Consider the following 14,869-nt stretch of genomic DNA (forward strand, 5'->3'; position numbering starts at 1 on the left):
ACGGATGTTCGGCATATTTAAGGAAGAGCGATGCGCTGTCAACCGCAATACCAAGGGCAGGTTTACATCTGTTTAAAAAACGTACAGACCTGTTTGCTGTGCGATGAGCCCGCAGAAGCACAAATGCCAATGTGCGAGGCCTGCGAAACCGAATTGCCCTGGCTCGGCAGCCATTGTCAGAGCTGCGCTTTGCCGCTGGCGGCGGATGGCCTGACTTGCGGCGAGTGCCTGCTAGAGCCTCCGGCCTTCGAGCAGGTCGCCGTGCCCTGGGTTTATGGCTTCCCCGTGGACAGTCTGATTACACGCTTTAAACACAACGCAAAATGGCCGTTTGGTCACCTGCTCGCCGATGTTCTCGGCCAATACCTGCAGCATCGCTTCGCCGAAGACTTGCCGCGACCCGATGTGTTGCTACCGGTGCCGTTGGCGAATAAACGCCTGCGTCGGCGCGGATTCAATCAAGCGGCGATGCTCGCGCGCTGGTTGAGTGTGTCGCTGGATTTGCCCTGTGAAGAACAGGTGCTGCGGCGAGTCATGGACACCGACGCCCAACAGGATCTCGACGCCAAGGCGCGCAAACGCAATTTGCGCAATGCATTTGCGCTGGCGCCTGATGCAGAGGCAAGCGGCCGCCATTTCGCGCTGGTGGATGATGTTCTGACCACGGGCGCGACCGCTCAGGCGCTGGCGCGGTTGTTGATGAATGCAGGTGCAGCGCGGGTTGATGTGTATTGCCTGGCCCGGACGCCGAAGCCCGGTACCTGAAGCGAATACAGATCTCATGTGGGAGCGAGCCTGCTCGCGAATGGGCGTCACATTCAACAAAGCTGTGGTTGGTCAAACCGCTTTCGCGAGCAGGCTCGCTCCCACAGGGGCTCGGCGTCAGGCTTGACTCGCGCGTTGCAAGTGGCCAACGTCCATCTCATCGCCCGAGCCCGAAGCGTTCTGCCATGTCCCTGCCCACCCTGCTGTCCCAGCACATCGTCCGCCGTCCGCAGCGCATTGCCCTGCTGCAACACATCGCCGAGCAGGGTTCGATCACCCGTGCGGCGAAGAGCGCGGGGCTCAGTTACAAGGCGGCATGGGATGCGATCGATGAGTTGAACAACCTGGCGCAGAAACCCTTGGTCGAGCGCGTGGTGGGCGGCAAGGGTGGCGGAGGCGCCAGACTGTCCAGCGAGGGCGAGCGGGTGCTGCGCCTGTATCAGAAATTGCAGGCGTTGCAGGCGCAGGTGCTGGAAGCGGCGGAAGACGCCAGCGATCTCGACCTGCTCGGGCGGCTGATGCTCAGGACCAGCGCGCGCAATCAGCTGCATGGCACGGTGGCAGCGATTCAGGCGCAGGGGCGCAACGATCTGATCCGCCTCGAACTGGCAGAAGGCATTGCTCTGGAGGCACAGATCACCCACGACAGCACCGTGCATCTGGAATTGCAGATCGGTACCGAAGTGATGGCGCTGATCAAGGCTGGCTGGCTTGAGTTGCTCGGCGCCGATCAGTCGGCAACGCCCGGACACAATGTCCTGCGCGGCACCATCGAAGCCATCCTCGATGCCGAGGATGGCCCCAGCGAAGTGCGCATTTCCCTGCCCAACGGCCACACTCTCTGCGCCTTGGCCGAACCGCTGCACTTGCGCAACCAGCAACTCGGCGTGGGGTCTGCGGTGCAGGTGCAATGCGCGCCGTCCAACGTGCTGATCGGCACGCCGCTCTGATTTGTCCCTGCCACAAAAGCGTCATCGACCCGCATTAAGGTGTTGCCCATAACCAAGCAGGGAGCCTGATGTGAGCCTATTAGAAGAAAACCAATCCACTGATCTGGAAAAAATGGTCGGCCTCAGCCGTCGCGGTTTCATCAGCGCCGGTGCCTTGTGCGGCGCGGCGATGTTCCTCGGCGGCAACCTGCTGAGCCGCAGCGTCATGGCCGCCAGCGTCAGCGCCGGCAACAGCCGCCTGCTCGGCTTCGAGAGCATCCCGGCGGCGACCACCGACGCCATCAGCCTGCCCAAGGGCTACAAGTCTTCGGTGCTGATCAGTTGGGGCCAGCCGTTGCACAAGAACGGCCCGGCCTTCGATCCAAGCGGTAACGGCACCGCTGCCGCGCAGGAAGTGCAGTTCGGCGACAACAACGATGGCATGAGCCTGTTCGCCTTCCCGGACGACAAGAACCGCGCGCTGATGGCGATCAACAACGAATACACCAACTATCGCTACCTGTATCCGCATGGCGGCATGCCGCAGTCGGCTGAGGATGTGCGCAAGGCATTGGCCTGCGAAGGCGTGTCGGTGATCGAAGTGCAGCGCAAGAACGGCCAGTGGCAATTCGTCCAAGGCTCGCGCTACAACCGTCGCATCCACGGCAACTCGCCGCTGCGCATCAGCGGTCCGGCCCGCGGCCACGACTTGATGAAAACCGCTGCCGACAAGCACGGCAAAAAAGTTCTCGGCACCTTCCAGAACTGCGCCAACGGCAAGACGCCGTGGGGCACCTACCTGACCTGCGAAGAAAACTTCACCGACTGCTTCGGCAGCAGCAACGCCCAGCAGCAGTTCGATGCCGCGCAAAAGCGCTACGGCGTTGTCGCCAGCAGCAAAGACATCAACTGGCACCCGCACGACCCGCGCTTCGACATGGCCAAGAACCCCAACGAGCTCAACCGTCACGGCTGGGTGGTCGAGATCGACCCATTCGATCCGCAATCGACTCCGGTCAAACGCACCGCGCTGGGCCGCTTCAAACATGAAAACGCCGCGCTGGCCGAGACCGACGATGGTCGCGCTGTGGTGTACATGGGCGACGACGAGCGTGGCGAGTTCATCTACAAATTCGTCAGCCGCGATCGCATCAACCATCGCAATCAGAAAGCCAACCGCGACATCCTCGATCACGGCACTTTGTATGTGGCCAAGTTCGACGCCGGCGACGGCAACCCTGATCACCCGAAAGGCCAGGGCCAGTGGATCGAACTGACCCACGGCAAGAACGGCATCGACGCCAGTAGCGGGTTTGCCGATCAGGCGCAAGTGCTGATCCACGCGCGCCTTGCCGCCAGCGTGGTTGGCGCAACACGCATGGACCGTCCGGAGTGGATCGTCGTCAGCCCCAAGGACGGCCAGGTTTATTGCACCCTGACCAACAACGCCAAGCGCGGTGAAGACGGGCAACCGGTGGGCGGTCCAAACCCGCGCGAGAAGAACGTCTACGGGCAGATTCTGCGCTGGCGTACCGACCGCAACGATCACGCCTCGAAGACGTTTGCCTGGGATCTGTTTGTGGTCGCCGGCAATCCGGGCGTGCATGCCGGGACGCCGAAGGGTGGCTCATCCAACATCACCCCGCAGAACATGTTCAACAGCCCCGACGGTCTGGGTTTCGACAAGGCCGGACGCCTGTGGATTCTCACCGATGGTGACTCGAGCAACGCTGGCGACTTCGCCGGGATGGGCAACAACCAGATGCTCTGCGCCGATCCTGCGACCGGTGAGATTCGCCGTTTCATGGTCGGGCCGGTGGGTTGCGAAGTGACCGGGATCAGCTTCTCGCCGGATCAGAAAACCCTGTTTGTCGGGATTCAGCATCCGGGCGAGAACGGCGGTTCGACCTTTCCCGAGCATCTGCCCAATGGCAAGCCAAGGTCTTCGGTGATGGCGATTACTCGCGAGGATGGTGGAATCGTCGGCGCCTCATAAACCGCTTTCGCGAGCAGGCTCGCTCCCACAGGGAATCGTATTCCAAGGTGGGAGCGAGCCTGCTCGCGAAGAGGCCCGGGCAGACACCAACACCCTTCGCGCCGCCATCTGCGCTACCATGCCGAGCCGGACGCAGCAGCCTGCTGCGCGCAGGAGTCAGCATGGCCCACCCGTTTGAAACCCTCACCCCCGATCTCGTCCTGGATGCCGTTGAAAGCATCGGTTTCCTCAGCGACGCGCGCATTCTGGCGCTCAACAGCTACGAAAACCGTGTGTATCAGGTCGGTATCGAAGACTCCGAGCCGCTGATTGCCAAGTTCTATCGTCCGCAGCGCTGGACCAACGAGGCCATTCTCGAAGAGCACCAGTTCACCTTCGAACTGGCCGACATCGACATCCCGGTGGTAGCGCCGCTGATCCACAACGGCGAAACCCTGCATGAGCACGCCGGTTTTCGCTTCACCCTGTTCCCGCGCCGGGGTGGTCGGGCGCCAGAGCCGGGCAATCTTGATCAACTCTATCGCCTCGGCCAGTTGCTCGGGCGCATGCATGCAGTGGGCGGCACCAAGCCGTTCGAGCACCGCGAAGCCCTCGCCGTGCAGAACTTCGGCCATGCCTCGCTGAACACCCTGCTCGAAGGCAATTTCATTCCCAAGAGCCTGCTGCCGGCTTACGAGTCGGTTGCCCGCGACCTGCTCAAACGCGTCGAAGATGTCTACGCTGCCACGCCGCACCAGAACATCCGCATGCACGGCGACTGCCACCCCGGCAACATGATGTGCCGCGACGAGATGTTCCACATCGTCGACCTCGACGACTGCCGCATGGGCCCGGCGGTGCAAGATATCTGGATGATGCTCGCCGGCGATCGCCAGGAGTGTCTGGGACAGCTATCGGAATTGATGGACGGCTACAACGAATTCCATGATTTCGACCCGCGCGAGCTGGCGCTGATCGAACCGTTGCGCGCCCTGCGCCTGATGCACTACAGCGCTTGGCTGGCGCGGCGCTGGGACGACCCGGCATTCCCGCACAGCTTTCCGTGGTTCGGCACGGAACGGTACTGGGGCGATCAGGTGCTGGCATTGCGTGAACAGTTGTCGGCACTGAATGAAGAACCGCTGAAGCTTTTCTGATACAAACCTGAAACCTGTGGGAGCGAGCCTGCTCGCGAAGGCGTCATTTCAGGCAACATCGATGTTGAATGTCAGACCGCCTTCGCGAGCAGGCTCGCTCCCACAAGATCGTTGTTCACAACTCTATGAACATTGGTCTACGACATTCGCGGACAAATCTCCTTACAATCCCTCCTTTGTCAGCTGCCTGAGCAAGGATTCTGCATGCAAGCCGCCAACCCGCGTCGCGGGTACATTCTGGGCCTGAGCGCCTACATCATCTGGGGCCTGTTCCCGATCTATTTCAAAGCCATTGCCGAAGTCCCGGCCGTCGAGATCATCATCCACCGGGTGCTGTGGTCGGCGCTGTTCGGTGCGTTGCTGCTGATGGTGTGGAAACACCCGGGCTGGCTGCGCGAGTTGCTCGACAATCCCAAGCGCCTGGCGATTCTGGCTCTGAGCGGCACGCTGATCGCGGCCAACTGGCTGACCTACGTGTGGTCAGTGAACAACGGTCGCATGCTCGAGGCGAGTCTGGGTTACTACATCAATCCGCTGGTCAACGTGCTGTTGGGCATGGTGATCCTTGGCGAACGACTGCGGCGCATGCAGTGGATGGCGGTCGGGCTGGCTGCCATCGGCGTGGCGCAGCAGGTGTGGCAGGTCGGCAGTCTGCCGTGGGTGTCGCTGGCGCTGGCGCTGACCTTCGGTTTCTATGGCCTGATCCGCAAGCAGGCGCCGGTCAAGGCGTTGCCGGGACTGGTAGTGGAAACCTGGATGCTGGTGCCGATCGCAATTGCGTGGTTGCTGTTCAATCAGACTGCGACGAGTGTGCAGCCAGCCTTCTGGACCACCTCCGAAGCCTGGTGGTTGGTGGCCGCCGGCCCGGTGACGCTGGTGCCGCTGGTGTGTTTCAACGCCGCCACCCGCCACTTGCCTTACACCACCATCGGCTTTTTGCAATACATCGCGCCGACGCTGGTGTTGCTGCAAGCCGTGCTGCTGTTTGGCGAGCATTTGTCGTCCAGCACGCTGGTCGCGTTCATGTTTATCTGGGCCGGTCTGGCGGTCTACAGCGTCGATGCGTGGATAAGTCTGCGCCGGCGCGCCTGATCAAAAAACGCACAAACCTCCGCAGGCCACGGTTCTCGTGGCCTGCATCGTTCCTTCCCAAGCTTATCCACAGCGTGATCCCCGCCGTTTGTGCGCAAGTCACTGAATGTTGGCGGTTTTTTGATCAACGGGCGCAAAGCCACGGCCGGCGTGGCGTGGCGGTCTGTCTCTACAGGTTATCCACAGGCAGGTGCACGTTAAACCTGAATAACCATGTCTGCGCTTAAACCTCTGTGCGTAACACCAGTTCGACCATCAGATCATCGGCCAGGGTTTCCAGGCGCGCCTGCAGAACGTCGAGCGACAAGGTCAGCGGCACCGCCAGAATCGCCTCGGCGTGAAACAGCGGCTCGCTGCTCATTGGCGCCGGGCGCACTTCCGTCACCAGCCGCTCCAGATTCACACCCTGCTCGCTCAACAGCCGAGTGATATCGCGGACGATACCCGGCCGGTCATTGCCGACCAGCTCCATGGCGATCGGTTTCCAGGTGCAGGACTGCTCCACTCCACTTTCAGCAATCAACACGCGAATGCCATGTGCCGACAACGCTTGCAGGGCATCGACCAGTTCGTCGTAAGCCTCCGCCGGCACGCCCACGCGCAGAATCCCGGCGAACTGCCCGGCCATGCGTGACATGCGGCTTTCCAGCCAGTTGCCGCCGTGCTCGGCAATGCATTGGGCGATGCGCTCGACCTGCCCGGGCTTGTCCGGGGCGAAAACGGTGAGTACGAGATGGTCCATGGCGCAGCCCTCTTGTCATGACTTTTGTTATCGAAGGGCAAGTATAGGCAAGCGGATTGATTCAGCCTGACCCAGTGTTGGCAGATGATGACCTGTGGCGAGGGGATTTATCCCCGTCCGGCTGCGCAGCAGTCGTGAGTCCTGCCAATTGGGTCTGCCAGCCGGACCGCAGGGGGCGGCTTCGCCACCCAACGGGGATAAATCCCCTCGCCACAAATGGTTACACCCGAATTGCTCCCTAGCAGGCCCACAGTAATTATGTGTACAACTTTCGATATTTAACTGGAACAATCCAATGCTTTTTTGAGAACATCCCGTTCCGCGACGTGACCGCAATGCGTCATGAGGTCGCAGAACGACGTAATTAGTCTGATTTTCACAAGCGCAACTCATCATGTAGTATGCCGCAGCGCGCACTACATAACGCTGGATCGATGTCTGCCTAAGGCCCTTCGCAACCCTGAAAGCCCCGTCAGCAAGGCCTCCAAGCCGTTGATTGGTCCTAGCCCAGCCGCCAGCAATGGCATGTACTGGTCCGCAGGTTTGTGGTTTAAATGGCCAGAAGCTTCATTGTTAAATTGACGAGCTGAAAAGCGAAATAGCTGAGCAGAGTGAGGCAAGCAATGACTGAACACGTTCAAGTCGGTGGCCTGCAGGTCGCCAAAGTCCTGTTCGACTTCGTGAACAACGAAGCCATTCCCGGTACCGGCCTCACCGCCGAACAATTCTGGGAAGGTGCCGACAAGGTCATTCACGACCTGGCGCCGAAGAACAAAGCCCTACTCGCCAAACGCGATGACTTCCAGGCGCGCATCGATGCCTGGCATCAGCAGCATGCCGGCCAGGCGCATGACGCCGTGGCCTATAAAGCTTTCCTGCAAGAGATCGGTTATCTGCTGCCAGAAGCGGCTGATTTCCAGGCGACGACGCAAAACGTCGACGATGAAATCGCCCGCACCGCCGGCCCGCAACTGGTCGTGCCGGTGATGAATGCGCGCTTTGCGCTCAACGCCTCGAACGCCCGCTGGGGTTCGCTGTACGACGCTCTCTACGGCACCGACGCGATCAGCGAAGACGGCGGCGCGGAAAAAGGCAAAGGCTACAACAAGGTGCGTGGCGACAAAGTCATCGCTTTCGCCCGTGCTTTCCTCGACGAAGCCGCACCACTGGCCGCCGGCTCCCACGTCGATTCGACCGGCTACAAGATCGCTGACGGCAAACTGGTCGTGACGCTCAAGGGCGGCAGCAACAGCGGCCTGCGCGATGACGCTCAGTTGATCGGTTTCCAGGGCGACGCCAACGCACCGATCGCGGTGCTGCTCAAGCACAACGGCCTGCACTTCGAAATCCAGATCGATGCCAGCACTCCAGTCGGCCAGACCGATGCCGCCGGGGTCAAAGACATTCTCATGGAAGCGGCGCTGACCACGATCATGGACTGCGAAGACTCCGTGGCCGCCGTCGATGCCGACGACAAAGTGGTGATCTACCGCAACTGGCTCGGCCTGATGAAGGGCGACCTCGCGGAATCCGTGTCCAAGGGCGGCCAGACCTTCACCCGCACCATGAACCCGGATCGCACCTACACCGCGCCCAACGGCGGTGAAGTGACCCTGCACGGTCGTTCGCTGTTGTTCGTGCGCAACGTCGGCCATCTGATGACCATCGATGCGATCCTCGACAGCCAAGGCAACGAAGTGCCGGAAGGCATCCTCGACGGTCTGGTGACTTGCCTGGCAGCAATGCACAACCTCAACGGCAACACCTCGCGGCGCAATACCCGCACCGGTTCGGTGTACATCGTCAAACCGAAAATGCACGGCCCGGAAGAAGCGGCGTTCACCAACGAGCTGTTCGGGCGCATCGAAGACGTCCTGCGCCTGCCGCGCAACACCCTGAAAGTCGGGATCATGGACGAGGAGCGCCGCACCACGGTCAACCTCAAGGCTTGCATCAAGGCGGCCAGCGAGCGCGTGGTGTTCATCAACACCGGTTTCCTCGACCGCACTGGCGACGAAATCCACACCTCCATGGAGGCCGGTCCAGTGGTGCGCAAGGCTGACATGAAGGCCGAGAAGTGGATCGGCGCCTACGAGAACTGGAACGTCGATATCGGCCTGAGCACCGGCCTGCAAGGTCGTGCGCAAATCGGTAAAGGCATGTGGGCCATGCCCGACCTGATGGCGGCGATGCTCGAACAGAAAATCGCCCACCCACTGGCCGGCGCCAACACTGCCTGGGTCCCTTCTCCAACCGCCGCTGCGCTGCACGCGCTGCACTACCACAAGGTTGACGTGTTTGCGCGTCAGGCTGAACTGGCCAAACGTGCGCGCGCCTCGGTGGACGACATCCTGACCATTCCACTGGCAGTGAACCCAAGCTGGACGCCAGAGCAGATCAAGAACGAGCTGGACAACAACGCCCAGGGCATTCTCGGTTACGTGGTGCGCTGGATCGACCAGGGTGTCGGCTGTTCGAAAGTGCCGGACATCAACGACGTCGGCTTGATGGAGGACCGTGCGACGCTGCGTATCTCCAGCCAGCACATCGCCAACTGGCTGCGCCACGGTATCGTCAGCCAAGAGCAAGTGATGGAAAGCCTCAAGCGCATGGCGCCGGTGGTTGACCGCCAGAACGCCAACGACCCGCTGTATCGCCCGCTGGCACCGGACTTCGACAGCAACATTGCCTTCCAGGCAGCGGTCGAACTGGTCATTGAAGGCACCAAGCAACCGAACGGCTACACCGAGCCGGTGCTGCACCGTCGTCGTCGTGAGTTCAAGGCCGCGAATGGTCTGTAATTTGCGCTGACGCTGGAAATGAAAAAGGCCCTGATCGAGAGATCAGGGCCTTTTTGTTTTTGAGGTGGATTGGATTGTTGTGGCGGGCTTGAGATCCATCCCCCTCACCCCAGCCCTCTCCCCCAAGGTGGCGAGGGGGAAAGGGAGCCGATCTTTGGGCTTTTCAGAACCGGAGTTCGACTGAGCAGTCTCAGGTCGGTGTACCACGAATATACACCGCGGTCAGTCCCCTCTCCCTCCGGGAGAGGGTTAGGGTGAGGGGCTTCTAGGGCTCGATGCCCAATTCGTGTTTCACCAACTCAAGCAGCTTCCCCGTATCAATCGGCTTGAGCAGAAAATCCACCACGCTCAAGTGCATCGCTTCGATCGCATCTTTCACGTCGGCATCGCCGGAGACGATGATGATCGGCATCGCTGCCCGTACCGATTCACGCACCTGGCGAATCAGCTCGAGGCCATCGACATTGCCCATGCGCAGGTCGGTAATGACCAGGCCGATCGAAGGCTTTTCATCGAGCATTTTCAGCGCGGTTTCACCGCTGGCTGCGGTCATGCAGCGAATGCCGTCCAGCGCGAGAATCTCCGACAACAACTCGCGGGCGTCCTTGTCGTCGTCGACGATCAGGACACGCTGCGGCGGCAGATCAGGTTCGAGCATCACTGCGCTGAGCGCTTCCCGCTCGGCGTCGCTCAAAATATCGTGGTCGGACATGGCGCTCTCTAAATGTTCAAACAATCCCTGGCAAGTCGTCAGACATCACCGGACAGCGCTTCAATGTGCACTTCGTCGGAATTTTTTCCAAGTGGCTAGCGCAAGCTTTTCCGAGCTTTTGCGTAGGTTATTTCCGAAAATTGGCCAATGGTGGCAAAACCTAGACTTACGTCCAATGGGCACCCTGCCCGCGGGGGTCGACCATGGCTGCAACGATCCGACAACAACAATTCGAAAAAGACTGCGGTAATGGTTATGAGCAAAGCGGACGCCTTCACCCAGGCAGGGAAAACCGCGGTGTTGCAGAACATTCAGGGCACCCTGCAATTCCTCCAGCGCTTCCCGCCCTTCAATCAGATGGAACATGCCCACCTCGCCTATCTGGTGGAGCAATGTCAGCTGCGTTTTTTTGCCCAGGGCGAAAGCATCATCAAACCGGCCGACGGCCCGGTGGAACACTTTCATATCGTCAAACAGGGGCGAGTGGTCGGCGAACGCCAGCACATCACCAAGCCCGGCACCGAGACCACCTTCGAAATCACCACCGGCGAATGCTTTCCGCTGGCCGCGCTGCTCGGTGAACGCGCCACACGCACCGAGCACCTGGCGGGCGAAGACACCTTCTGCCTGCAACTGAACAAACTGGCGTTCATCAAACTGTTCGCCCTTTCCAGCGCCTTCCGCGATTTCGCTTTGCGCGGGGTCAGCAGCCTGCTCGATCAGGTCAACCAGCAAGTCCAGCAAAAAGCCGTTGAGACCCTCGGCACCCAATACTCGCTGAACACCCGTCTCGGTGAACTTGCGATGCGTCATCCGGTGACTTGCAGCGCCGAGACGCCGCTACGTGAAGCGGTGAAGCTGATGCACGAGCAACAGGTCGGCAGCATCGTCGCGGTGGATGAGCACAAGGCGCCGCTGGGGATTTTCACCCTGCGCGATTTGCGCCATGTGGTCGCCGAAGGTGTCGGTGATTTCAGCGACGCCATCGAACAGCACATGACTCGATCACCGTTTTATCTGTCGCCGGATCACAGTGCCTTCGATGCGGCGATCGCCATGACCGAGCGGCACATTGCTCACGTCTGTCTGGTCAAGGATCAGCGCTTGTGCGGCGTGGTGTCCGAGCGTGATCTGTTCTCCCTGCAACGGGTCGATCTGGTGCACCTCGCCCGGACCATCCGCAGCGCGCAACGGGTCGAACAACTGGTGACCTTGCGCGGCGAGATCGGCCAACTGGTCGAACGCATGCTCGCCCACGGCGCGTCGTCGACGCAGATCACTCACATCATCACCCTGCTTAACGATCACACGGTGTGTCGGGTGATCGAACTGACCCTCGCCGAAAAGGGCGACCCGGGTGTGCCGTTCAGCTGGCTGTGTTTCGGCAGCGAAGGCCGACGCGAGCAGACGCTGCACACCGATCAAGACAACGGCATCCTGTTCGATGCCCGCGATGCCGCGCACGCGGCGGAGATACGCGGCAAGCTGCTGCCGATTGCCCAGCAGATCAACCAGAGCCTGGCGCAGTGCGGCTTTACCCTGTGCAAGGGCAACATCATGGCCGGCAATCCCGAGCTGTGTCTGTCGCGGGCCGAATGGGCACGGCGCTTTGCCGCATTCATCCGCGAAGCCACGCCGGAGAACCTGCTGGGTTCGAGCATCTATTTCGACCTGCGCGTGGTCTGGGGCGATGAGCAAGGCTGCGAGCAATTGCGCCGGGGCATCCTCGATCAGGTCGGTGACAATCGTCTGTTCCAGCGCATGCTGGCCGAAAATGCCCTGCGCAATCGCCCTCCCGTTGGGCGCTTCCGTGAATTCGTGCTGGCCCGCAAGAACGGCGAGAAGGCCACGCTGGATCTGAAGATCCAGGGCCTGACGCCGTTCGTGGACGGCGCCCGTCTATTGGCGCTGGCCAACGGCATCGACGCCAACAACACCCTCGAACGCTTTCGCCAATTGGTCGATAAAGAGGTCATCGAGCCGCTCGACGGCGCGGCGTATGAAGAGGCCTATCACTTCATTCAACAAACGCGGATGCAGCAGCATCAGTTGCAGACCCGGGAGAACCAGCCGTACTCCAACCGCGTCGATCCCGACAGCCTCAATCATCTCGACCGGCGCATCCTGCGCGAATCCCTGCGCCAGGCGCAGCGCCTGCAAAGCAGCCTGACCTTGCGGTATCAGCTATGAGCCTGTTCTCCTGGCTGCGCCCGGCCAGCCCCGTGGTGTCGGCGGATTTGCAGCAGCGGCTGGCGAAGCTGCCGGCGCTTGCCGAGCTGAGCGAATGCAGCCTGCGCGAGCAGCGCTGGGTGGTGCTGGACCTGGAAACCACCGGCCTGAATATGAGCAAGGATCGGGTTCTGTCGATCGGCGCGGTGGTGATCGAGGACGGCGCGATCGATTTCCGTCAGCAGTTCGAACGCACCTTGCAATGCCGCGAATTGAAGCTCAGCCCCAGCGTGCTGATTCATGGCTTGGGGCCGAATGCGATTGCCGCAGGCAGCGACCCGGCGGAAGCGTTGCTGGAGTTGCTGGAGTTCATCGGCGACAGCCCGGTGCTGGCGTTTCATGCGCCGTTCGATCAGCACATGCTCGGGCGCGCAGTGAAAGAACACTTGGGGCATAAGCTGCAGCATGTGTTTCTGGATGTGGCGGACATCGCGCCGTTTCTGTGTCCGCAGGCGCAGATCCGCGAGGCGGGGCTGGATGAGTGGATCGAGTGGTTCCGGCTCGAAGTGTTCGAGCGGCATAACGCGAGTGCCGATGCGCTGGCCACGGCGGAGTTGGCGTTGATTCTGTTCAGCCGCGCGCGGGCGCAGCAGATTTACAGTCCGTTGCAGCTGCAGCAGCGGTTGAGTCAGTGGAAGCGCAGGCAGCAGGCGCCGTCCTTTTAGCTTTTCGGCACCTCTCCAGCCGCCTTCGCGAGCAGGCTCGCTCCCACAAGGCAACGCGTTGCGTCAGATCACCTGACCAGTGGCCAATTGCTAACCATTCCCACCTCTGCCAGAATCGCGAACTATTCTCGTTAGTTAACATTTCCCAATCGGTGATGTCCGGTGTCGTCAGTGCCCAACCCCCACAATGAGCTCGTCGGTGCGATGTATCGCGACCATCGCGGTTGGCTGCTGGCGTGGTTGCGGCGCAATGTGGCGTGTCCGCAGCGTGCTGAGGACCTGAGCCAGGACACGTTCGTGCGCCTGCTCAACCGCGACGAATTGCTGACGCCGCGCGAACCTCGGGCGTTTCTGGTGGCGATCGCCAAAGGCCTGTTGTTCGACTACTTCCGCCGCGCCGCGCTGGAACAGGCCTACCTCACCGAACTGATGCTGATCCCCGAAGACGAGCAGCCGTCGGTGGAAGAACAGCAAATGATCCTCGACGACCTCAAAGCCATCGATCGCCTGCTCGGCAAGTTGTCGACCAAGGCCCGCGCAGCCTTTCTGTATAACCGCCTCGACGGCCTCAGCCACGCCGAAATCGCAGACAAACTCGGCGTCTCGGTGCCGCGCGTGCGGCAGTATCTGGCCCAAGGCCTGCGCCAGTGCTACATCGCCCTGTACGGTGAGCCGACATGACGGCGGCCAGTTCGCGCCCGGTGCCGGCGCATGTGCTGGACGCGGCGATTGCCTGGCAATTGACCCTCGATTCGAGCACCGCACTGGAGCGCGAGGAATTCGCCAAGTGGCACGCGGCCCATGAAGAACATGCCCGCGCCTGGCGTCAGTTGGGCATGCTCGATCAGCGTTTCAGCGTCGCCAAAGGCCCGGCCCGAAGTGCGTTGCTGCAATCGCGCGAAGGCATTCGCCGGCGCGTGCGCAAACTCGGCAGCGGGCTGGCCAGTGTCGTGGTGATCATCGGTCTGGGGCTGTTTGTCAGCGAGCGCTATCTGCCGCTGGATTACTGGCTCGCCGATCAGCGTACCGCCACCGGCGAACAACGCACCGTGCGCCTGTCCGACGGCACTCTGCTCAACCTCAATACCCACAGCGCGGTCGACGTACGCTTCGATGACGAGCGCCGCTTGATTGTGTTGCAGGAAGGCGAAATTCTCGTCGAGACCGGGCATGGCGACGTGCGGCCGTTTATCGTCGAAACCCGCGAAGGCAGCATGCGCGCGCTGGGCACGCGGTTTCTGGTCAAGCGCGAGGACGATGGCACACGCCTGAGCGTGTTGCAGTCAGCGGTGGCGGCACATTCCCAGGCCAACCCGCAAGAACAGATTCTGCGCGAAGGCCAGCAGGTGTTGCTGCGCAGTGACGGGCTGGACTCGATTGCCGCCCTCGCCCCCGGCGCCGATGCCTGGACGCGCGGCATGCTGGTGGTGGACAACGCGCGACTGGGCGATCTGGTGCATGAGCTCGGGCGCTATCGTCGTGGCCATCTGGGCGTGGCGCCGGAAGTGGCCGATCTGCGCATTACCGGCAGCTTTCCATTGCATGACACCGACAAGGCCCTGAGCGCTTTGCTGCCGACCTTGCCGGTGCAGATCGAGCGGCATACACCGTATTGGGTCACCGTGGCGAAGGCTGATACCAAGCCTGAGTAATGCGCCGGCAGGAAAACCGTCTTCGCGAGCAGGCTCGCTCCCACATTGGAATGCGATCACCTGTGGGAGCGAGCCTGCTCGCGAAGGCGCCATCAGCCGCACAACCATTTCCTGCCAAAAAGAATTTCCACCCAGCCCTATCACTTTTCC

The 14,869-nt window shown here is 61.3% G+C and carries 12 protein-coding genes; 10 read left to right on the forward strand and 2 right to left on the reverse strand.

Going from position 1 to position 14,869, the window contains the following annotated elements; translation table 11 throughout:
* The first annotated feature begins 30 nt into the window (after positions 1-30).
* The 5 genes from HU724_RS25865 to rarD all read left to right on the forward strand — a co-directional run bounded on the left by HU724_RS25865 (position 31) and on the right by rarD (position 5,918).
* On the forward strand, positions 31-765 hold the full coding sequence (locus HU724_RS25865; RefSeq protein ID WP_186568906.1) for a ComFC family protein: 735 nt from the start codon (positions 31-33) through the stop codon (positions 763-765).
* Between the two features lie 185 nt (positions 766-950).
* On the forward strand, positions 951-1,715 hold the full coding sequence (locus HU724_RS25870) for a TOBE domain-containing protein (protein ID WP_186568907.1): 765 nt from the start codon (positions 951-953) through the stop codon (positions 1,713-1,715).
* A gap of 70 nt (positions 1,716-1,785) precedes the next feature.
* Entirely contained in the window at positions 1,786-3,690 is a 1,905-nt protein-coding gene (locus tag HU724_RS25875; RefSeq protein ID WP_186568908.1) for a PhoX family protein, read from the forward strand.
* Positions 3,691-3,851: 161 nt separating this feature from the next.
* Positions 3,852-4,826 (forward strand): serine/threonine protein kinase, encoded by a 975-nt coding sequence (locus HU724_RS25880; RefSeq protein ID WP_016772856.1) that lies wholly within the window; start codon positions 3,852-3,854, stop codon positions 4,824-4,826.
* 204 nt (positions 4,827-5,030) lie between these two features.
* A complete protein-coding gene (rarD, locus tag HU724_RS25885; protein WP_186568909.1) occupies positions 5,031-5,918 on the forward strand; it encodes an EamA family transporter RarD in 888 nt (295 codons plus the stop codon).
* A gap of 223 nt (positions 5,919-6,141) precedes the next feature.
* Here rarD and HU724_RS25890 read toward each other — a convergent pair whose 3' ends face one another.
* Positions 6,142-6,660, reverse strand: a complete 519-nt coding sequence (locus tag HU724_RS25890) for a glycine cleavage system transcriptional repressor (protein ID WP_016772854.1) — start codon at positions 6,658-6,660, stop codon at positions 6,142-6,144.
* Between the two features lie 623 nt (positions 6,661-7,283).
* Here HU724_RS25890 and HU724_RS25895 point away from each other — a divergent pair.
* Entirely contained in the window at positions 7,284-9,461 is a 2,178-nt protein-coding gene (locus tag HU724_RS25895) for a malate synthase G (protein ID WP_122699674.1), read from the forward strand.
* Between the two features lie 265 nt (positions 9,462-9,726).
* On the opposite strand, the gene HU724_RS25900 is transcribed toward HU724_RS25895, so the two are convergent.
* Positions 9,727-10,173, reverse strand: coding sequence for a response regulator (locus tag HU724_RS25900; protein WP_016772851.1), 447 nt, complete (start codon positions 10,171-10,173; stop codon positions 9,727-9,729).
* Between the two features lie 255 nt (positions 10,174-10,428).
* On the opposite strand from HU724_RS25900, the gene HU724_RS25905 reads away from it, so the two are divergent.
* From HU724_RS25905 to HU724_RS25920, 4 genes are all read left to right on the forward strand, one after another.
* Positions 10,429-12,363, forward strand: a complete 1,935-nt coding sequence (locus tag HU724_RS25905) for a putative nucleotidyltransferase substrate binding domain-containing protein (protein ID WP_437180345.1) — start codon at positions 10,429-10,431, stop codon at positions 12,361-12,363.
* The gene (locus tag HU724_RS25910; protein WP_186568910.1) at positions 12,360-13,067 is read left to right on the forward strand and encodes a 3'-5' exonuclease; all 708 of its coding nucleotides are present in this window, start codon (positions 12,360-12,362) and stop codon (positions 13,065-13,067) included. Before HU724_RS25905 ends, HU724_RS25910 begins: the two co-directional genes overlap by 4 nt.
* 204 nt (positions 13,068-13,271) lie before the next feature.
* Entirely contained in the window at positions 13,272-13,748 is a 477-nt protein-coding gene (locus HU724_RS25915; protein WP_189691481.1) for an RNA polymerase sigma factor, read from the forward strand.
* Entirely contained in the window at positions 13,745-14,719 is a 975-nt protein-coding gene (locus HU724_RS25920) for a FecR domain-containing protein (RefSeq protein WP_186568912.1), read from the forward strand. Before HU724_RS25915 ends, HU724_RS25920 begins: the two co-directional genes overlap by 4 nt.
* Positions 14,720-14,869: the final 150 nt, after the last annotated feature.

The organism is Pseudomonas iranensis, from assembly GCF_014268585.2.
Lineage (GTDB): Bacteria > Pseudomonadota > Gammaproteobacteria > Pseudomonadales > Pseudomonadaceae > Aquipseudomonas > Aquipseudomonas iranensis.

Excerpts from the sequence above, each read along its gene's own strand:
- HU724_RS25865 (WP_186568906.1), top strand. The coding sequence starts at position 31 with ATGCGCTGTCAACCGCAATACCAAGGGCAGGTTTACATCTGTTTAAAA.
- HU724_RS25870 (WP_186568907.1), top strand. The coding sequence starts at position 951 with ATGTCCCTGCCCACCCTGCTGTCCCAGCACATCGTCCGCCGTCCGCAG.
- HU724_RS25880 (WP_016772856.1), top strand. The coding sequence starts at position 3,852 with ATGGCCCACCCGTTTGAAACCCTCACCCCCGATCTCGTCCTGGATGCC.
- rarD (WP_186568909.1), top strand. The coding sequence starts at position 5,031 with ATGCAAGCCGCCAACCCGCGTCGCGGGTACATTCTGGGCCTGAGCGCC.
- HU724_RS25890 (WP_016772854.1), bottom strand. The coding sequence starts at position 6,660 with ATGGACCATCTCGTACTCACCGTTTTCGCCCCGGACAAGCCCGGGCAG.
- HU724_RS25895 (WP_122699674.1), top strand. The coding sequence starts at position 7,284 with ATGACTGAACACGTTCAAGTCGGTGGCCTGCAGGTCGCCAAAGTCCTG.
- HU724_RS25900 (WP_016772851.1), bottom strand. The coding sequence starts at position 10,173 with ATGTCCGACCACGATATTTTGAGCGACGCCGAGCGGGAAGCGCTCAGC.
- HU724_RS25905 (WP_437180345.1), top strand. The coding sequence starts at position 10,429 with ATGAGCAAAGCGGACGCCTTCACCCAGGCAGGGAAAACCGCGGTGTTG.
- HU724_RS25910 (WP_186568910.1), top strand. The coding sequence starts at position 12,360 with ATGAGCCTGTTCTCCTGGCTGCGCCCGGCCAGCCCCGTGGTGTCGGCG.
- HU724_RS25915 (WP_189691481.1), top strand. The coding sequence starts at position 13,272 with ATGTATCGCGACCATCGCGGTTGGCTGCTGGCGTGGTTGCGGCGCAAT.
- HU724_RS25920 (WP_186568912.1), top strand. The coding sequence starts at position 13,745 with ATGACGGCGGCCAGTTCGCGCCCGGTGCCGGCGCATGTGCTGGACGCG.